The sequence below is a fragment of the Bacillota bacterium genome (assembly GCA_030019365.1).
Taxonomy (GTDB): Bacteria; Bacillota; Sulfobacillia; order JACIYH01; family JACIYH01; genus JACIYH01.
This window is the reverse complement of sequence record JASEFA010000002.1, coordinates 560,114-578,102: the sequence shown is the minus strand read 5'-3', so window position 1 is coordinate 578,102 and position 17,989 is coordinate 560,114. Positions and strand designations below refer to the sequence as shown.

At 68.3% G+C, this 17,989-nt stretch carries 20 protein-coding genes; 5 read left to right on the top strand and 15 right to left on the bottom strand.

Going from position 1 to position 17,989, the window contains the following annotated elements; genetic code table 11:
• Positions 1–71: 71 nt before the first annotated feature.
• From QME70_06185 to QME70_06175, 3 genes are all read left to right on the top strand, one after another.
• Positions 72–776 (top strand): succinate dehydrogenase iron-sulfur subunit, encoded by a 705-nt coding sequence (locus tag QME70_06185; GenBank protein MDI6894181.1) that lies wholly within the window; start codon positions 72–74, stop codon positions 774–776.
• An 18-nt stretch (positions 777–794) separates the two neighbouring features.
• Entirely contained in the window at positions 795–1,667 is an 873-nt protein-coding gene (sucD, locus tag QME70_06180) for a succinate--CoA ligase subunit alpha (GenBank protein MDI6894180.1), read from the top strand.
• A 105-nt stretch (positions 1,668–1,772) separates the two neighbouring features.
• The gene (locus tag QME70_06175; GenBank protein MDI6894179.1) at positions 1,773–2,117 is read left to right on the top strand and encodes a hypothetical protein; all 345 of its coding nucleotides are present in this window, start codon (positions 1,773–1,775) and stop codon (positions 2,115–2,117) included.
• On the opposite strand, the gene QME70_06170 is transcribed toward QME70_06175, so the two are convergent.
• The 9 genes from QME70_06170 to QME70_06130 form a co-directional block, all read right to left on the bottom strand.
• Positions 2,092–2,997 (bottom strand): EamA family transporter, encoded by a 906-nt coding sequence (locus QME70_06170; protein MDI6894178.1) that lies wholly within the window; start codon positions 2,995–2,997, stop codon positions 2,092–2,094. The genes QME70_06175 and QME70_06170 overlap by 26 nt on opposite strands.
• A 92-nt stretch (positions 2,998–3,089) precedes the next feature.
• Positions 3,090–3,968, bottom strand: a complete 879-nt coding sequence (locus QME70_06165; GenBank protein MDI6894177.1) for a peptidoglycan-binding protein — start codon at positions 3,966–3,968, stop codon at positions 3,090–3,092.
• 204 nt (positions 3,969–4,172) lie between these two features.
• Positions 4,173–4,946 (bottom strand): acyl-CoA dehydratase activase, encoded by a 774-nt coding sequence (locus tag QME70_06160; protein ID MDI6894176.1) that lies wholly within the window; start codon positions 4,944–4,946, stop codon positions 4,173–4,175.
• Positions 4,927–6,216 carry a 2-hydroxyacyl-CoA dehydratase family protein gene (locus QME70_06155; protein MDI6894175.1) on the bottom strand — a complete coding sequence of 430 codons (1,290 nt, stop codon included), beginning with the start codon at positions 6,214–6,216 and terminating at the stop codon, positions 4,927–4,929. The genes QME70_06160 and QME70_06155 overlap by 20 nt, the downstream gene beginning before the upstream one ends.
• Before the next feature lie 6 nt (positions 6,217–6,222).
• Positions 6,223–7,263 (bottom strand): 2-hydroxyacyl-CoA dehydratase family protein, encoded by a 1,041-nt coding sequence (locus QME70_06150; protein ID MDI6894174.1) that lies wholly within the window; start codon positions 7,261–7,263, stop codon positions 6,223–6,225.
• A 31-nt stretch (positions 7,264–7,294) separates the two neighbouring features.
• A complete protein-coding gene (locus QME70_06145; protein MDI6894173.1) occupies positions 7,295–8,302 on the bottom strand; it encodes an SPFH domain-containing protein in 1,008 nt (335 codons plus the stop codon).
• 16 nt (positions 8,303–8,318) lie between these two features.
• The gene (locus tag QME70_06140; GenBank protein ID MDI6894172.1) at positions 8,319–8,783 is read right to left on the bottom strand and encodes an NfeD family protein; all 465 of its coding nucleotides are present in this window, start codon (positions 8,781–8,783) and stop codon (positions 8,319–8,321) included.
• Positions 8,780–9,475 (bottom strand): hypothetical protein, encoded by a 696-nt coding sequence (locus tag QME70_06135; protein MDI6894171.1) that lies wholly within the window; start codon positions 9,473–9,475, stop codon positions 8,780–8,782. Before QME70_06135 ends, QME70_06140 begins: the two co-directional genes overlap by 4 nt.
• Before the next feature lie 17 nt (positions 9,476–9,492).
• On the bottom strand, positions 9,493–9,693 hold the full coding sequence (locus QME70_06130; GenBank protein MDI6894170.1) for a hypothetical protein: 201 nt from the start codon (positions 9,691–9,693) through the stop codon (positions 9,493–9,495).
• Between the two features lie 125 nt (positions 9,694–9,818).
• On the opposite strand from QME70_06130, the gene QME70_06125 reads away from it, so the two are divergent.
• Positions 9,819–10,226 carry a HEPN domain-containing protein gene (locus QME70_06125; GenBank protein ID MDI6894169.1) on the top strand — a complete coding sequence of 136 codons (408 nt, stop codon included), beginning with the start codon at positions 9,819–9,821 and terminating at the stop codon, positions 10,224–10,226.
• Positions 10,153–10,521: a nucleotidyltransferase domain-containing protein gene (locus QME70_06120; GenBank protein MDI6894168.1), complete on the top strand. Its 369-nt coding sequence runs from the start codon at positions 10,153–10,155 to the stop codon at positions 10,519–10,521. The genes QME70_06125 and QME70_06120 overlap by 74 nt, the downstream gene beginning before the upstream one ends.
• Before the next feature lie 149 nt (positions 10,522–10,670).
• Here QME70_06120 and QME70_06115 read toward each other — a convergent pair whose 3' ends face one another.
• The 6 genes from QME70_06115 to QME70_06090 all read right to left on the bottom strand — a co-directional run bounded on the left by QME70_06115 (position 10,671) and on the right by QME70_06090 (position 17,976).
• Positions 10,671–11,957 (bottom strand): hypothetical protein, encoded by a 1,287-nt coding sequence (locus tag QME70_06115; GenBank protein ID MDI6894167.1) that lies wholly within the window; start codon positions 11,955–11,957, stop codon positions 10,671–10,673.
• Positions 11,958–12,092: 135 nt separating this feature from the next.
• The gene (locus tag QME70_06110; GenBank protein ID MDI6894166.1) at positions 12,093–12,632 is read right to left on the bottom strand and encodes a hydrogenase maturation protease; all 540 of its coding nucleotides are present in this window, start codon (positions 12,630–12,632) and stop codon (positions 12,093–12,095) included.
• 256 nt (positions 12,633–12,888) lie between these two features.
• On the bottom strand, positions 12,889–14,343 hold the full coding sequence (locus tag QME70_06105) for a Ni/Fe hydrogenase subunit alpha (protein ID MDI6894165.1): 1,455 nt from the start codon (positions 14,341–14,343) through the stop codon (positions 12,889–12,891).
• Positions 14,344–15,498 carry an oxidoreductase gene (locus QME70_06100; protein MDI6894164.1) on the bottom strand — a complete coding sequence of 385 codons (1,155 nt, stop codon included), beginning with the start codon at positions 15,496–15,498 and terminating at the stop codon, positions 14,344–14,346.
• A complete protein-coding gene (locus QME70_06095) occupies positions 15,491–16,042 on the bottom strand; it encodes a hydrogenase iron-sulfur subunit (protein ID MDI6894163.1) in 552 nt (183 codons plus the stop codon). Before QME70_06095 ends, QME70_06100 begins: the two co-directional genes overlap by 8 nt.
• The gene (locus tag QME70_06090; protein ID MDI6894162.1) at positions 16,039–17,976 is read right to left on the bottom strand and encodes a CoB--CoM heterodisulfide reductase iron-sulfur subunit A family protein; all 1,938 of its coding nucleotides are present in this window, start codon (positions 17,974–17,976) and stop codon (positions 16,039–16,041) included. The genes QME70_06095 and QME70_06090 overlap by 4 nt, the downstream gene beginning before the upstream one ends.
• Between the last annotated feature and the right edge of the window lie 13 nt (positions 17,977–17,989).

Sequence of the window (17,989 nt, the reverse complement as noted above, 5' to 3'; positions counted from 1 at the left end):
GGCTGGAGTACCGGCCGGTGGTGATCACGAAGTGGCAGCCCGAGGCGCGCAAGTACTAGGGGGTGGAGTGGTTGCAGTTCACCGTATTCCGCTTCGATCCCGAGGGAGACAGGGAGCCCCGCTACTCCACCTACCAGGTGCCGGTGGGGGAGGGCACCACCCTCCTGGAGGCGCTGCTCTGGATCGTGGACAACGCCGACGGTTCCCTTTCCTTCCGGTATGCCTGCCGGGAGGCCATCTGCGGGGCGTGTGCCATGTTCGTGAACGGCAAGCACCGGCTGGCCTGCAAGACCCAGGTCAAGGATCTGGGGGCGCAAGAGGTGGTGGTGCACCCGCTGCCCCACCTCCCCATCATCAAGGATCTGGTGGTGGACATGTCCGGCTTCTGGGAGAAATACCGGGCCATCCGGCCCTACCTGATCGCCGAGGGGCTGGGGGAGCGGGAGTTCTACCAGAGCCACGCCGACCGGCAGGCCATAGACGAGATGCTCAACTGCATCCTCTGTGCCTGTTGCTACTCCTCCTGTCCCATGGTGTGGGCGAACCCCGGCTACCTGGGCCCGGCGGCCCTGCTCAAGGCCTACCGGTTCGCGGGAGACAGCCGGGACAAAGGCGGGCTCGACCGGCTGAAGCTGGTGGCGGGGGAGGACGGGGTCTGGCGCTGTCACACCGTGTTCAACTGCGCGGAGGCCTGTCCCAAGGACATCAACATCACCTGGTCCATCCAGGCCCTCAAGCGCAAGCTGGCCCGGGCGGCCGTGGGCCTGCGCCCCTGAGCCGACGGAGGTTCTAACATGGCTATTCTGGTGGATGAGAAGACCAGGGTGCTGGTGCAGGGCATCACCGGGAATCAGGGGGCGTTCCACACCCGGCAGATGCTCGACTATGGCACCCGGGTGGTGGCCGGCACTTCTCCCGGCAAGGGCGGGCAGGAGGTGCACGGCATCCCCGTGTATGACACGGTGGAGGAGGCGGTGTCGCGGCACGGGCCTACCGCCTCCGTGATCTTCGTACCCGCACCCTTCGCCAAGGACGCCGCCTTCGAGACCATGGATGCGGGGTTGAAGCTGCTGGTGATCATCACCGAGCACATCCCCGTCCACGACGCCATGGAGGTCATGGCGTTCGCCGCCGCCCGGGGCGTCACCGTGGTGGGGCCCAACACCTTTGGCCTCATCTCGCCGGGCAAGACGAAGCTGGGCATCATGCCGGGGACAACTTACACCCCCGGTCCGGTGGGAATAGCCGCCCGGAGCGGGACGCTGTCCTATGAGGTGGCGGCGGCCCTCAGTGCCACCGGCCTCGGACAGTCCACGGTGGTGGGAATGGGTGGAGACCGCGTGGTCGGGCTTTCTTTCGTCGACGTGCTCAAGCAGTTCTCCCAGGACCCGGACACCCGGGCGGTGGTCCTGGTAGGTGAGATCGGGGGCACCGCCGAGGAAGAGGCAGCCGAGTACATCAAAACTATGCAAAAGCCGGTGGTGGCCTACCTGGCGGGGAAGTCGGCCCCTCCCGGCAAGCGTATGGGGCATGCGGGCGCCATCATCGAACGCGGGCGCGGGACCTTCGAGGGCAAGGTGGCTGCCCTGCAGGCAGGTGGTGCGCGGGTGGCCGCCCTCCCGTGGGAGGTGCCGCGCCTCGTGATGGAGGCGCTGGGCGGAGCCTAGCAGCCTGCCCGGTGCCGGGGCGGGGGGGCCAGACAGAGACGGGGGCACCTCGGCGCCGGGGTGTCAGCTGGCGCGCGAGCGGGTACCCTAGCCGGGGGTGAGTCCTTGCGTTCCATCCTGGCCTACTTTGCCTCCGATCAGGCCGCAGGTGAAGCGGCAGAAGAGCTCCGCCGCCTCGGCCTGGGTGATATGGAGGTAGAGCGTATCAGCCGGTATCCGGCACCGGTTGCGGAAGGTTTGCGCAACATCCAGAGGCCGTTTCCCCTCACTCACACCGGCCTGGAGGACCGCATCGACCGGGCCCTGGTGGCGGCCGATCCCGGATACAGCGGCATGGCAGGGGCGGAGCTGGCGGGGGGAGCGGCCTTCGTGCTGGTGGTACCGGAGGTGCCCGAGGACCGGGTGGAGGTGGCCGTGGGTATCATCAAGACCCACGGCGGGAAGGTGTGAGGGGCGCCAGAGTGACGCCGGTGAGCAGGAGCAGCCCGCCGGTGAGCTGGAGCGCTCCCATGGTCTCCCCGAGGATGAAGAGTGCCAGCAGGCATGCCACCAGAGGCTCCACCGTGCATATGATGCTCGCCCGGCTGGCCTCCACACGTAGCAGGGCCTGGAGATAAAGGAAGTAAGCGAGGAGGGTGGGGCCGGCGGCGAGAACCAGCACCCACGCCCAGGCCCGTCCCGGGAGCGGGGGGAGGCCGCCAGCGTGCCAGCAGGCTGCCAGCAGGAAGGCAGACCCCCAGCCCAGGGCGTAGAAGAGGGTGGTCCAGGCGGACCGCCGTGCCAGGGAAAACCGTCCAAATACGGTGAACAGGGCATAGGTGAGACCGGCGGCCAGGCCGGCCAGCACCCCCAGAGGTTCCAAGACCAGCGGCGCTGCCCTTCCCGGAGCGGGCGCGCCCACCACCAGAGCACACCCGGCCAGGGCCAGCACCAGGGATGTCCACTTGATCCGGGTGAGGGACTCCCCCCACAGGAGGGCGGCCAGGATCACCACGTACACGGGGGCGGTATATAGCAACATGGCCGCCGTCCCCACCCCGGTGCGCACGATGGCCACCAGGTACACCACATAGAAGGCGGCGACACTCACCAGGCCGTATGCCGCGTAGAAAGCCATCTCGCCCCTGGTCACCCGCAGGAGCGGGCGTCCGGCCAGGACCAGCACCGCCCCCAGGATCACAAAGGCGGCTCCCGCTCGCAGGGTGGCCACCTGCAGGGGGGAAAGGCCGTACCTGCCCAGGATGGTGCCCAGGATGCCCAGGCTCCCCCACAGGGAGGCGGCCAGGGCCGCCATCGCGTATCCCGTGCTCTGGCTCTTCTTCTTTCCCATCCCGGCATAACTTCGTGCCGGGTGCCCGTCCTCCTGCGGGGAGCCCGGGGTGAGGGCAGGCCCAGGGCCTCCAGGGTGCGGAGCGCAACGGGTCAGCGCAGGCCCAGGGCCTCCAGGGTGCGTGGTCCCGCCCGCCCTTCCTCGTCGATGCCCAGGCGGTGTTGGAAGGCCCGCAAGGCTTCGGCGGTGGCAGGCCCGAACCAGCCGTCGATGTTGCCCTGATAGAGACCGAGGGCCGCCAGGGAGCGCTGTACCTCCATCACGTCGGTGCCTGCCTCGCCGCGCCAGATGGCGTCTCGCACCGGCACCGGTCCCACTATGTACGCGGGCGTGCCCTCGGGAGCCAGCTCGTAGAGCTCTTCTACCGCCCAGTTCTGCATGCGGATGCACCCTGCCGACACTTCAGCGCCGATGAGGTCGGGGCGGTTGGTACCGTGGATGCCGTAGGTGCCCCACGGGATGTCCAGCCCGAGCCAGCGGCTGCCGAAAGCGCCTCCCCAGTGTTTGGCCTTGCGGATCACCCTCCAGTGACCGAGGGGAGTGGGAGAGTCGGGCTTGCCGACGGCCACGTCGTAACGCCGCAGGAGGCGACCCTTGCGGTAGAGGCTCAGAGTCCGTTGCCCCGCGTCCACCACGATAAACTGATCGGGCAGTTCCTCCAGGGGAGGGAGTTCCAGCAACTCGGGGATGACCACCCGGCCGGGTAGGGAGGTAAGGAGCACCAACCAGGTGGCCGGGCCCACGATGCCGTCGGCTTCCAGACCGTGCTCCGCCTGGAAACGTTTCACGGCATCCGCAGTGGTCCTGTCGTACCGGCCGGTGGCCTCCGCCAGGTAACCCAGCTCTTGCAGGATTTGCTGCACCTCATCGACGTCGGGCCCGGTGAGCTCCCGCTCCTCCCAGCGCAGAGCACGGTCCTGGGCCAGGCAGGTACACCCCCGGGAATCATGGCCGGGGGGGGTGGGCCGCAAACGAGGAGCCATCCGGGAGGAGGCGGTCGGGATGGATGCCCGTGTCGCCTCACCGGGCGCTCCTGGGCCTGCTCCTGAGCCTGTGTTCAGGATGAGGAGGATTGCCGCCGTCAGGGATGCCAGCAGGCGCAGAATCAAGGTTGCGGCCTCCGCCCGTTAGAAGAAAAGTGCCCCGGAATGGAATATGCCCTCCCGCCGGGACGGTCATGCCGTCTGCTCGGCGGCGATGAGGGCGGCGCCATACGCCCCCTGCAGTTGGGGATGGGACGGCACGTTGATGCGGTGGCCCAGGTGCTCCTGCAGGACGGCCAGCAGCCCCCGGTTGAGGGCGACACCTCCCGTCATGGTGATCTCCGGCTCTGCTCCCACCCGGGCCACCAGGCCCTGCAGCCGGTCGCATATAGCTCCGTGCAGCCCGCGCACGATCTCGTCCCGGGGCCGGCCCTGGGCGATGAGCGATATCACCTCGGACTCCGCGAAAACGGTGCACGTGGAGGACACCGTGGCCCCGCTGCGCGCCGAGAGGGACAGGCGCGCCATCTCCTCCAGGTCGATTTCCAGCGCCCGCGCCATCACTTCCAGGAAGCGGCCCGTTCCGGCGGCGCACTTGTCGTTCATGGCGAAGTCGGTGACCCGTCCCCGATCGTCCACCCGGATGACCTTGCTATCCTGTCCGCCCACGTCTATGACCGTGCGGGTGCGGGGGAACTCCGTCCAGGCGCCGCGGGCGTGGCAGGTGATCTCGGTGACCTTGCGGGACGGGAAGGGAACGGTGATGCGACCGTACCCGGTGGCCACGATGGCCGCCAGGTCGGAGAAGGCGTGACCGCAGGAGGTCAGGGCTTCGTCCAGGGCGGCACGGGCGCTCTGCTGGCTGAAGGCCCCCGTGGGCCGCAGGGACCAGGCTACCGGGCGGGTGCCCTCCACGATCACCGCCTTGGTGGTGAGGGAGCCGATGTCAATCCCCGCTGCCAGCAGCACGGGCATCTCTCCTTTCCGGGATGCTTTCCAGGAAGGCCTCCAGGCGGGTGCGGGCCTGTTCCTCCCGTCCGTTACGGGGGTCGATGCAGTCCCCGTCCAGGTTCAGGAAAGGGATGCCGGCCTGAGCGCTGGCCTGGCGCAGGATGCTCACTGCCCCCGTGGACTGCCGGCATCCCCAGTGGGAGTAGTGGACGATGCCGTCGACTCCGTAATCGCGGGCCAGCTGCAGCATGACCTCCACCCGCCGGTCCACCGGTCCCCACAGGAAGTGGGAGGTGATCTTACCCCCCAGAGACTCCCAGGGGTGACCCGGGTCGAGCTCTTGCCACCAGAGGTGGGTCATCTCCTCGACGGCGATGACCGCCCCCTGATCCACTTCCAGGAAAGACATGAGCGGCCCGGGGTAGAAGGGGCGGAAGTGCAGCCAGAGCAGGCGCCGCCTCTCCACCGGGACGGCGAACCGCCCGCGGCGCAGCCGGGCCGCCAGGGAACGCGCGAGGGCGCGGTAGATGCGCACTCCTCCCGGTGACCCGAAGGCCGTGAAGAACACCGACGCGTAGGAGAGGGCTTCGCTACCGCGCCAGGGGGCGGGGCGGTGACGGCGGAGCCGCATGGCCTCCAGGTAATGCCCGCGCGCCTGGTTGGAGAGTGCCAGGGCGAAGGGGAGGCGGCGGGCGTCGAACCCCCGCCCCATGCCCTCCAGCTCTGCTGCCACCTCCCGCAGGCGGGCGGCCACCGCGCGCACGGCAGAGGCCCCTGGCTCGTAGGGGACGTCGATGAGGAAGTAGGGGACGCTGAAGAGGCGGCTGGCGTGGTGGAGAAACTTCTTGGCCCCGTCGCAGAAAATAGAGGTGGCCACCACGGCGTCGGGCCGGGGGAGCCATCCTTCCAGAGCCAGCCCCAGGGCGCAGCGGTGGAAGCTGCAGAGGTCCGAGGGGAACCCCTCACCGTCCGCCCGCACGATGAGGTGCTGGGACCCCCTCCAGGCGGCGGCAAACCCCGCCGCCATCTCGGGCATCACGGGGATGGCTCGCATGCCGTAGATGAACTCGCTGGGGAGGGCCACGTTGCACCATACCACCGGCCGGCGCCGGGCGACCGCGTCGCCCAGCTCGCCCAGGCCCCAGCGCACGGCCTCCCGTCCATAGCTTTCCGTGTCGGACGTGCGGGCCAGCCCCAGGCCGGTCCTGGCCAGGGCAAGGACCCAGGAGCGGGAAAGGGCATAGCGCAGGGCATCCCTGCGGGCGGAAGGAGATAACAGGACCAAGCTGGCTCACTCCGGCGTGGGGGTACCCGTCCGCCCCGCGAAGGGCAGGGTCTCCAGGAAGGCCTGCACCCTGGTGAGCAACTGTCCCGAGGCGGAGGCGCGGTAATCGGCCTCGAGGAAGAGCACGGGCAACCCCGATCTCTTCAGTATCCAGGGGAAATCGTAACCCAGGTTGTCACAGTACTTCAAGGCCAGGAAGACGATACCCTGCGCCCCCCGCCTGCGGGCGAGATCCCCCAGGTAGGCCAGCCTCTCTTCGGGAAGCTCCATGCGCGGGCAGGGAGGCCGCCCCAGGTAGGCGGCTGCGAGTTGCTCAAACGTGTCGCCCCCGGGCGGTATGGTGAGCAGCCGATCGCCCAGGCACGAATCCTCGGCCACCACCCGCGCCCCCGCCTGCTCAATCGCGTCCAGCACCCGGGGATCCACCAGGTGGGAAGTGACCACCAGCACTCGCGGGTCTCCGCTCACCTGTGGCGGGACCCGGCCGGGGGTCACGAGCGCGCGCAGGGATGCCACAGCTTCCCGGGGATCGGAAGCGTACACCCGGCGGATCAGGCGGTGCAGGTCCGGCGCACCCATTGCCTGGCCGGCGTGCCGCAACCACTGGCGGATCTCCGCGAAAAGGCGGCCGGGCTCGGACAGGCCCCCCGGTGGAGGAGTGGCCCCCGGCAGCGTTCGCAGGCGGGAGTGTATATACTCCAGCCGGGCGGCGAAGTGTTCCTCACCCCGCCTCCCCTGCTCGCGGGGGAGGTCCACCAGCAAAGAGGGGAGGTGGGGCAGGCGATGGCGCAGGATGTCGGCCAGGCGGCGCATGGGATCGCAGCAGGTGGTGAGCACCACCGCGGCAGCAGGTGAGGTATTACCCCGGTACAGATCCCAGAGTGCAGCCCGTACATACGGACAGAAGTCTCGGGGCAGAAAGGCGTCACACTCACCGGGAGCGGCATCGGCGGGCAGCAACCGCACGGGCCGGCAGCCGGCCGCCCAGATCACCTCCGGGGGGATGTAGCTGCACGTGTAGTAGACCGCGGGAAGCAGATCGCGCAACACAGGTCAGCATTGCGACGGCCGGCCCCGCTCAGGAGTGGCCGGGACCGTCGACCGTGGTCTGCCTGCCCTGGTGGTCGGCCTGCCCCTCTCCTCTAACCCCGCGGGTGCTCCGGGCTGCGTCCAGCATCATCTCGCGGCCGCCGGCCAGCGCACCCAGCAGGGCCGCTGCCTCCGCCGGGATGATGATCTTGGCCGCCGGGTCCTGGGCCATCTTCTCCATGGCCTCCAGGGAACGCAGGGCCACCACGGCAGGGTTGGGCTCGGACTCCCGCATGGCGGTGAGGACCAGCCGCAACCCCTCGGCGCGAGCCTGCTGCACGGTCAGGATGGCCTGACCCTCGCCTTCCGCCTGCAGGATGCGGGCCTGCTTGTCGCCTTCGGCCTGGCGGATGGCTGCTTCCCGCACGCCCTCGGACCGCAGGATGGCCGCCGTCTTCTCGCCTTCGGCCCTGGTCACCACTTCGCGGCGTTCCCGCTCGGCCCGCATCTGGCGTTCCATGGCCTCCTGGATGTCCTTGGGCGGTGTGATGTTCTTGAGCTCGACGCGGGTGACCTTGATGCCCCACTTGTCGGTGGCCTCATCGAGGATGGTGCGCAGCTTGGCGTTGATGATGTCGCGGGAGGTGAGGGTCTGGTCGAGGTCCATCTCCCCGATGATGTTGCGGAGGGTGGTGGCCGTCAGGTACTCGATGGCCACCCGGGGATGGGCGATCTCGTACGTGTATTTCACCGCGTCGGTAACCTGGAAGTAGACCACGGTGTCAATCTGGATGGTGACGTTGTCCCTGGTGATCACAGGCTGGGGCGGGTAATCGGCCACCTGCTCCCGCAGGTCGATCACGGCCCGCATGCGGTCGATGAAGGGGATCAGGAAGTTGACTCCCCGCTGCGCCACCGTGTGGAAACGCCCCAGGCGTTCCACGATGCCCACCGTACTCTGCTGGACGATGCGGATGGACGACAGCGCCACCGCCAGCACGAATATCGCCACCACCACCAGCAGGATGATTGCTCCCAGGGCCCCCGTAATTGCCATTTCCTTCACTCCCCACTCACGAGTTCTCGGGGTCGGTCGCTCCCGCCGCCGGCTCCACCACCAGCTTCACGCCGTCCACGCGGGTCACCCGCACCCTGGTACCCGCCGGGATCTTCGCCTCGCCGGCCGGGACGGCCGTCCACACCTCACCACCCACGCGGACCAGGCCGGGAGAGAGGGGTGCCACCGGCGCCGTCACCGTACCGACCTGGCCAGGCAGGGCGTCCACCGCCGTACGCTGCTCGCGCCCCCGCCGGAAAACCACGCGCTGGACCACGGGGCGGGTCATGGCCACCAGCATCCCGGAGACCACCACAAAGGCCAGGCCCTGTCCCACCAGCCCCGCCCCCAGCCAGCTTGCCACCATGGCCGCCACGCACCCGATGGCAAACCAGATGACGAAGAATCCCGCCGTCACCATTTCCACCACGGCCAGGACGATGGCTCCCACCAACCACCACTGCCACGGCTGCAGGGTCACAGTGGTTCCCCCCTCCCCCGGCTGACTGATCCCGGACGTCCCACCGTCCCCCGCACGTGGGTCCCTCCCACCACCGCGCAGGGCAGCACGTGCACACCGGGATGGAGGATCGTCCCCGGGTTACACACCGCATTGCACCCCAGGCTGCACCGGTCCCCGATGAGGGCCCCCAGCTTCTTCAGGCCGGTGTCCACGCGCATCCCTCGCCACAGGACACTCACCGGGCCCCGGTCCAGGCGCAGGTTGCCCAGCTTGACCCCGGCGCCCAGGTTCACTCCCGGGCCCAGGATGGAGTCACCCACGTAGTTGAAGTGGGCGGCGCAGGCTCCTTGCAGGAGGATGGAGTTCTTCACCTCGCAGGCGTGGCCCACGGTGGATCGCTCCCCCAGGTAGGCGGGCCCGCGGATGTATGCGCCCGCCGCCAGGTGGGCGCCCGGGCCCACGAAAACCGGTCCCCCCGTGATCACCACGGTGGGCTCGATGATGGCCCGGGGCGCGATGAGCAGTTGCGGGGAGTCGAAGAACACCCCCTCGAGGGACACTCCCTCTCCTACTTCTATGCCGGGGGGAAGCCGCCCGCGCAGGCGCTCGCCCAGCAGGGGCAGGGCCTGCCAGGGATACTCCAGCCCTTCGAACAGAAACCGCTCCTCTTCCCCGCATGTGAAGACGTAGAACAACAGGGATTCGGCCACTCGGGTCACCTCACCGTTCACCGTCTCCGGGGCTTCAGCCCCGCCGGATACTGCATGAGCAGCGGCCGCCACTCGGGCCGGAAGCGGCAGGCCCTGGACTCCTCCCATACCCACGCCGCCTGGATGGTGGACCAGTCGAATTCCTTCCGGGTGTTCTCCGCACCGCGGGCGTCTTTCAAAGGCATGCTCCCGGGAAAGGATGGCTCGCCGACTCTCATTCTGTGTTGTACCCTCCGAATCCTGCGCCGGGCGGGTCTCCGCGCGCGCGGCATTGCGGGAGCTGGCAGGTCGTGGTATGATAGCTGCGGTCTGGCAGCACGGGCAGGGACACGGGGGTCGCACGTTGCCGGAGCGAAGCAGGGACTGGATAAACCAGGCCTCCAGGGACCTGGCATCGGCGGAAGCGATGCTCGCGAGCGGGTTCTTCGAGTGGGCCTGCTTTGCTTCCCAACAGGCGGCGGAGAAGGCCATCAAGGCCGTCTTTCAGAAGATGGGTGGCACTGCCTGGGGGCACTCCGTCTTCGAGCTTCTCAGGTTGCTGTCCCAGAAGACTGCGATACCGGAAGAGCTGTTCGACTGCGCGCGTGTACTCGACCGGTCTTACATTCCGGCCCGGTATCCCACCGGTTTTGACTCGGGGAGCCCCTACGAATACTTCACCAGGGGGGACGCCGAGCATGCCATCTTATGTGGTCGAAGAATCGTTGCGCTCTGTGCGGGTATTCTGGCTCCAGCAGGCCCGGCTGCTTGAAGACATCCGTATGGTAGCGGAGAAGGTCGGGCAGGACAACCCCGCCGTGAAAGAGATCGTCCTGTTCGGTTCCCTGGCAGAAAGGAGGGGGGTGCCGGGCAGTGACGCCGATATCCTGGTGGTGCTGTGGGAGGACGACAGGCCCTTCCTGGAAAGGGTGGGCGAGTGGCTGGCCAGGTTCGTCCTCGATTTTCCCGTAGAAGTCTTCCCGTACACAGTCGCCGAGTTGGGCAACCCCATGGCCCGCGAAGCATTGGCGAAGGGCATCCGCCTGTTCACTTCCGCCCAAATGTGAGCCAGGCCTTCCCCGACCCGCGCCGAGGGGCGCCGGTGCATACCGTTGGCCACGGCCCTCGCCTCAGCAGCTGGAAGGCGGAGGCCCGTACGGCGGGGCGCCCGCCTGGCTGCCGGCATACCTAAAACCACCCCCTCCGGGTTACCTCGTCATAGATGCGGCATACTCAATTTTCGCAGCAACACCAGGGCGTTCCTCAGGTGAGTATCGCTACGTTCGGGCGCGTTCTTCGCTTCGAGTGTCACTGACCCTCTGAATCCCCGGGAAAGAAATGCATCCAGAACACTCCGGACATCAAACGGCCCGGCGGGAGTTCTTCCCAACGATATCCGGCCTGCTTCCGCACCCTGTTCCGTAACGTCAACAAACGTCTGAATGTGGATGTTGTTCACGCGAGGTGCCAGGGAAAACACGAGATCCCACGATTCCTCCGTCACGGTCCATTGCGTGTCAACGGTCACAGCCAGATCGGGGCAAGCCTCCAGTACGGCCGGCAGTATCGTGGTGTGCCCCGGTATGTTCTCGAGGCTCAAGACGAGGCCCCGCCCCGAGAGTTCCTCACAGGACCGGGTCAGGTTTCCGATCAGGGTGTGCAGGTCGAAGCCGGGGAGCCTGAGGTCCCACGCATGGACAACGACCGCTCGGGCGTCCGCGGCAAGGGCTGCGTCGGCACACCTTCTCAGCAAGCTGGCCGCGGCATCCTCCCTGCCAGGAACCGGTAAGAGCTCTTCCGTCAGGGGAGGCACGTGTACTGTGAGTACGTCCGAGCCGGCGAGCAGGACCTCCCTGGCCACATCGGCGAAGTCCCGGTTCCATTCCTGCCACAGCCGAAGTTCAACGAATGGCCACGCCAGGAGGGAGACGCCGTTGATCGTGGCGGTGGCGTCCCACCACCTCCCGCCGCCCAGCGGGGCAAGGGAACCGGTGGAGCACTGAACCGCTGGAACCTCACCGGATTCTGCTTTCTCCCTGAGAAACCTCTTCAGGCATGTGGACTTCTCGTTCCTGCCGAGCCTGGCGTAGGCCCCGCACTCATATTCCAGGGCCAGGACGGGGACGTGATATCCTTTCCACTGGACGAGCACTCGTAACGGTTCTACGTCGACGGGGGGTTCCCAGTTGCCGCCCGGGAGACGCTTTTGAAGGGCGCCCATGATTTCCACCCGAACGCCCTCGACGGTGACGGCCCCGAAATGGGACCGGATGTCTGGAGCTTCCGAGAGCGCCACCGGTCTCAGCACCCGGGTTGGGAAGAGCGACTGGATGGCGTAGGCGCCAGCCTCGTCGGTCTGGAGATCTATGTCATGCGCGTCGACCGGGACTCCCTGTAAGGCAAACGCCGTACTGCCCGTGAGAGACCATGTGATATCGTGGCCCCGCAAAGCCTGGAGCAGGACCAGAAGCGCTCTTTCGAGGGGTGTTCCTTCGATGGGCACACGCCCCGCCTCCAAAGCTTGGTCGGTCCACCTCGATCAATCATACTCGAAGTCCGTGCGCAAAGGGGAGATGACCCCACGCTGATGCCGCACTTCCGGAGAATCCTCTGGGAAACCCTCCCCAAAACCTGCGGATCACGCTCCAAGGGCCGCGGGGCCGGGCCGGCCGGTGAGGGCGTCGGCGAGGCGGCACGCCACTTCTTCGACGGCGGCCTGTACGGGAGGCATGCACGTCTCTCCCAGGCTCACGTCCTGGACACCTATGGCCCACACTTCCACCTGGCCGGGAAGGGGCAGGCCCATGCGGGCGGCCGCGCGCATGGCCGCGGGCAGACCGATCTGATGTCCCGAAGCGGGGGCGGGTGCCCGGTCGAGATCGGCGAGCGAGAGCACGGTGAACCGGCCCGGGGGGACGCCCGGCCAGGCGTCGATGAGCACCACGTGCGGGTAGCCGAGCATGATTTCGACTAAAGCGAGACCACCCGCGCAGGCCTCGGCCAGGTGGACCTGGCGCCCACTGGGCAGGGCCATAACCGTTACCTCCGGGGTCACGGCCGCTGGCTCGGTGCCGGCCGCAGGGGGGGCGGGCGTGGCGCCGCGGGCGAGCAACAGCTCCGCCAGGCGGCGCACCGCATATATGCCGGCACCGTCGTCGCCCAGGATGGTGTTCCCCACGCCCACTACCAGGCAAGCGGGCGGGTGACCACGCAGGTGGCTCAGGCTGGCCGTGGCCTGGTCGACTCCCGGGCATGCCGCGCCTGGGCCTGCGTGGTCCCGATCATCCCCTCGCCCGGGGCCGGTCGACGAAGCTGCCGGTCTGGCCCCTCGGGCGGGGCCGGTCGACGGGGATGCCAACGCGATGCCTGGCGCAAGACCGGTGGGCGTGAAGTGAGCAACCGGACCGGGACCTGTCGCCACCGCTGCCCGGCGGTCAGCGCCTGAGCACTTCGAAGATTTGCCCACTGCGGTCGCGGATGGTCACCTCCATGGGCATCTGTCCCGGCAGGGTGTGGGTGGCGCAGCCGAAGCAGGGGTCGTAGGCGCGGAAGGCCATCTCCACCCGGTTGAGGATGCCCTGGTCCACCTTACCCCCGTGGATGACCCCCTGGGCGGCCTTCTTCACCGACATGCAGATGGCGGCGTGGTTGTTCACCGTGGCTACGATGAGGTTGGCCGCCGTGATGCGCCCGCGCTCGTCGGTGCGGTAGTGGTGGAAGAGGGTGCCCCGCGGCGCTTCCACCACCCCCACCCCCTCGCCGGCGATGCGCTCGGGGATCACCCGCACCTGGGGACTGGTGATCTCGGGGTCGGTGGCCAGCTCCAGCAGCCGCTCGGCGGCGTAGAGCAACTCGATGAGCCGGGCCCAGTGGTTGGCCAGGGTGTGGTGGACGGGCTTTCCCCCCAGGACGTCATAAAGCCGCTCGTACTCGGCCTGGGCCAGCGGGGTGGCCATACCGGTGGCGGCGTTGAGCCGGGCCAGGGGCGCCACCCGGTAGAGGCCGTTGCCCTTGCCCTCCACGTACCCCTTCCACCCCACCTTCTTCAGGTAGGGGAACTTCAGGTAGGACCAGGGCTCCACCCGCTCGGCGATGTGGTCGAGGTACTCCGCGGGGGCGAAGGTGCATAGCTCCCCGCCCTCGGGATCGACCACCCGGATCTTGCCGTCGTAGAAGCTCACCCGCCCGGCCCCGTCCACCAGGCCCATGTAGTAGGTGGGCATGGTGTAGGGGTCACTCCGGATCAGGTCCACGTAGGCGGGATTGGAAAGCACCACCTGGTCGAAGATGCGCAGCGACTGCCCGGCGAAGGCCACGCAGGAGCGGGCCATCTCCTCGATCTGGGAGCGCTCCTCTTCGCCGATGGGTTTGGACATGCCCCCGGGCACCCCGCAGGCGGGGTGGGTGGCCTTTCCCCCCAGCAGGGCCTGGATCTTCTGGGCGTAAGCGCGGTGCTTTATCACCTCTCCCCCGATCTCCAGGCCCACCCTGGCTACCAGCCCCAGGATGTTGCGCTGGGCGGGGTCGGCGCCGGGCCCGGGGAGGAAGTCGGGTGCCGCCAGGGCAAAGAAGTGGGCGATGTGGGAGTGGATGAAGTGGGCCGAGTAGAACAGCTCCCGCAGCTTCTTTCCCGCCGGGGGAGGCTCCACCCCGAAGACGCCGTCGCAGGCCTTGGCGGAGGCCATGTGGTGGGCGCCGGGGCAGACGCCGCAGATGCGGGGGGTGATGAGGGGCATCTCCTCAGCCGGCCGGCCCTGGCAGAACTGCTCGAAGCCCCGCAGTTCGGGCACCTGGAAGTAGGCGTTCTCCACTTCCCCCGCGTCGTCGAGGAAGATCTCGATCTTGGCGTGCCCCTCCAGCCTGGTGACGGGATCTATGGTGATGCGCATCTACTTCTTCCCCCCTCGGGCGGCGACGTCCGCGCCGGCGCGGGTGGGCGGGGTGGCCCCAGCGCCGGCGGGCGGGGTGGCGCTGGCGGCGCGGTCAGGTGGGGCGGAGCCGGCGTCGAAGGCGCGGCCTCCCAGCAGGGAGGCGGCCATGCCAAAGCGCCAGAAGGTGCCGGCGGGGTCCTCGATGCGGGCCAGGGCCAGGCGGATCTCCTCCTCGTCGTCCGAGTCCAGGATGGAGGCCACCGCAGACAGCATCTTGGCCCCCTGGTCCACCACCTCGCGGGTGGGGCCGTAGCAGCCCCGGCAGGGCATGTTGGCGCTCGGGCAGAGGGCCCCGCAGCCGCCCCGGGTGGCCGGGCCCATACAGATCAGCCCCTGCTCCAGCAGGCAGCGCTCGGGGTCGGGGATGATCTCGTAGTGGCGGTGGAACTCCTTCACCTTCTTGTCGGTCTTCTCCCGCGGGCAGGTGTCGCACACCGTCTTGTCCAGGGCCAGCACCGCACCGCGCGGGGGCAGGTTGCCCGAGGCGATGGCCTCCACCGCCTTGAGAATCCACTCCGGGGTGGGCGGGCAGCCGGGGAGGAAGTAGTCCACGGGGACGAAGTCCTGCAGGCGGTAGGCACCGGCGTAGAACTCGGGGAGGGTTAGCTCCCCCTCGGGGGCGGTGAAGCGGGGCTGGGGGCGTACCCCGGCCGGGTTCTCGGTGGAGAAGGTGCCCCCGTAAACCCAGTCCAGGATCTCCTCCCGGTCGAAGAGGTTGGCCAAAGAGGGGATGCCCCCGAAGCAGGCGCAGGAGCCGAAGGCGACCAGCGTCTTCGCCTTGCGGCGGAGCAGGTGGGCCATGTGCTCCTGCTCGGAGTTGCGCACGGCGCCGTTGTAGAAGGCCACGTCCAGGAAGCGGTCGGGGAGGGCCTCCACGTCTTTGTACTTGAAGTCCATGGCCACCGGCCAGAGGTAGATGTCGGCCAGGGCGGCCACGTCCAGGATCTTCTCGTGAATGTCCAGCACGGCCACGTCGCAGCCGCCGCAGGCCGCCGCCCAGAAGAAGGCGAGCTTCAGCTTGCCCCTCGCCTGCACGGCCTCATCTTCAGCCCCTGCGCCGGGGCTGCCCGCGGCGGGTCCGCCGGCACCCAGGCCATGCGCGGTGTCAGTCATGGGTCTCACCTCCTGCCACCAGAGTTGCCCCGGGAACGCCCACGGTGGTGGTGGCACCGCCCGGAGCGGGGATGGCGCCGCCGGGTATGACGGTGGCGCCGGACAGGTGAGGTGCGAGTTCGGGGAAGCGGGCCCGGGTACCGGGGAAGGGGCCCAGCTTCTTAATCTCCTCGACCATTTCGGTGACCACCTGCACCAGCTTCTGGCCCTCGTTGGCGGAGATCCAGGTGAGGCGGAAGCGGGCGGGGTGGATGCCGAACTGGGCCAGGGTGCGTTCCAGGAGGGGCACGCGCCGCAGGGTCTTGTAGTTACCCTGCTGGTAGTGGCAGTCACCGGGGTGGCAGCCGGAGATCAAAACCCCGTCGGCGCCGCAGGCGAAGGCCTTGAGCACCATGGTGGGCTCGACGCGGCCCGAGCACATCACGCGCACGATGCGCAGGTTGGCGGGGTACTTCAGGCGGGAAACGCCAGCCAGGTCGGCCCCCGCGTAGGAGCACCAGTTGCAAAAGAATCCCAGGATCTTGGGTTCGAAGTCCTGGTTCATACCGCCAGCACCTCCTCGATCTGAGCCAGCACCTGGGGCGTGCGGAAGTGGCTCACCGACAGGGCCCCGGAGGGGCAGGCGGCCACGCAGGTACCGCATCCCTTGCAGAGGGCCTCGTTGACCCGTGCCACTTTGGTCACCTCGTCATACGAGACGGCGTTGTACGGGCAGATGGGCAGGCAGGCGCGGCACCCGGAGCAGATCTCGGCGGCCACCTGGGCCACCACCGGGGAGATGGTCACCCGCCCGGCGGAGAGCAGGCGGAGCACCTCGGCCGCCGCTCCCGCCCCCTGGGCCACGCTGTACGGGATGTCCTTGGGGCCCTGGCAGGCGCCGGCGATGAACACGCCGTCGGTGGCCGTTTTGAGGGGTTCGAGCTTGGCGTGGGCCTCCAGGAAGAAGCCGTCCGCGGAACGCTGGATGCCGAAGACCTGGCTCAGGTGACTGGCGTCCGGCCGGGCCTCCATGGCCGGGGAGAGCACCACCATGTCCACGGGGACCTCGCGGTACTTCCCGAGCAGGGTATCCTCGCAGCGCACCAGCAGGCGGCCGTCCCGGCTGCCCACCTCGGCCCCCTTGCCCCGGATGAAGTAGACGCCCTCGTTCTGCACCCGGTTGTAGAACTCCTCGTAGGCCTTACCGAAGGCGCGGATGTCGATGTAGAAGTTGTAGACTTCCGCACCGGTTTTCTCCTTCACCAGGTGGGCCAGCTTCAGGCTGTACATGCAGCACACGTTGGAGCAGTACTCGTGGTAGTTCTGGTCGCGGCTGCCGATGCAGTGCAGGATGGCCACCGCCCGCGGGGTGCCGCCGTCCTGCACTTGCACGTGCCCGCCCGTGGGCCCGGAGGCGTTGATCATGCGCTCGAGCTGGAGGGCGGTGAGCACGTTGGGGTAGCGGCCGTACCCCCAGGGGCCGCGGCCGGGGTCGAGCAGCGAGTAACCCGTTGCCACGATGATGGCTCCGAAGCTCTCTTCCACCAGCTCGTCCTGCTGGGTGAAGTCGATGGCCCCGGTGGGGCAGAGCTTCTGGCAGGCACCGCACTTTCCGCTCCGGAACTTCACGCACCGCTCCCGGTCGATGACGGGCTTGTTGGGGACGGCCTGGGGGAAGGGGATGTAGATGAGCTTGCGCTTGCCCAGGCCCTCGTCGAACTCGCTGGGGGCGGTGTACGGGCACTTGGACCAGCAGGTGCCGCATCCCGTGCACTTTTGCATATCTACGGAGCGGGCCTTGTGGCGGATGGTGACCCGGAAGTTGCCCACGAACCCGTCCACCCGTTCCACTTCCGAGTAGGTGTGCAGCACGATGTTGGGGTGCTGGGCCACCGCCACCATCTTGGGGGTGAGGATGCAGGCCGAGCAGTCCAGGGTGGGGAAGGTCTTGTCCAGCTTGGCCATCTGGCCGCCGATGGAGGGTTCCTTCTCCACCAGGTGGACGCGGAAGCCGCCGTCGGCGATCTTCAGGGCCGCTTCTATGCCGGCGATGCCGCCTCCCACCACCAGCGCCTGCGGGGTTACGTCGGCGTACCGCTCCTCCAGGGGCTGGTGCAGGGCCACCCGGCGCACCGCCCCGGCCACCAGGGCCTTCGCCTTGCGGGTGGCGGCCGCCACGCCGGCGGTGACCCAGGAGACGTGCTCGCGGATGTTGGCCATCTCCAGCAGGTAACCGTTCAGTCCCGCGCCTTCCAGGGCCCGCCGGAAGGTGGGTTCGTGCATGCGCGGGGAGCAGGAGGCCACCACGACCCGGTCCAGGCCCATCTGGGTGATGTCCTTGCGCATGAGGTCCTGGCCCGGGTCGGAGCACATGTACTGGTAGTCGCGGGCCACCACCACCCCGGGCAGGGCGGCGGCGAAGTCCCGCACCGCCGCCACATCGACGGTGCCGGCGATGTTGGTGCCACAGTGACAGACGTAAACACCTATCCTGGCCAAATTGCCACCTCCT

Excerpts from the sequence above, each read along its gene's own strand:
- QME70_06130 (MDI6894170.1), bottom strand. The coding sequence starts at position 9,693 with ATGAGAGTCGGCGAGCCATCCTTTCCCGGGAGCATGCCTTTGAAAGAC.
- QME70_06120 (MDI6894168.1), top strand. The coding sequence starts at position 10,153 with ATGCCATCTTATGTGGTCGAAGAATCGTTGCGCTCTGTGCGGGTATTC.
- QME70_06170 (MDI6894178.1), bottom strand. The coding sequence starts at position 2,997 with ATGGGAAAGAAGAAGAGCCAGAGCACGGGATACGCGATGGCGGCCCTG.
- QME70_06095 (MDI6894163.1), bottom strand. The coding sequence starts at position 16,042 with ATGAACCAGGACTTCGAACCCAAGATCCTGGGATTCTTTTGCAACTGG.
- QME70_06100 (MDI6894164.1), bottom strand. The coding sequence starts at position 15,498 with ATGACTGACACCGCGCATGGCCTGGGTGCCGGCGGACCCGCCGCGGGC.
- QME70_06145 (MDI6894173.1), bottom strand. The coding sequence starts at position 8,302 with ATGGCAATTACGGGGGCCCTGGGAGCAATCATCCTGCTGGTGGTGGTG.
- QME70_06105 (MDI6894165.1), bottom strand. The coding sequence starts at position 14,343 with ATGCGCATCACCATAGATCCCGTCACCAGGCTGGAGGGGCACGCCAAG.
- sucD (MDI6894180.1), top strand. The coding sequence starts at position 795 with ATGGCTATTCTGGTGGATGAGAAGACCAGGGTGCTGGTGCAGGGCATC.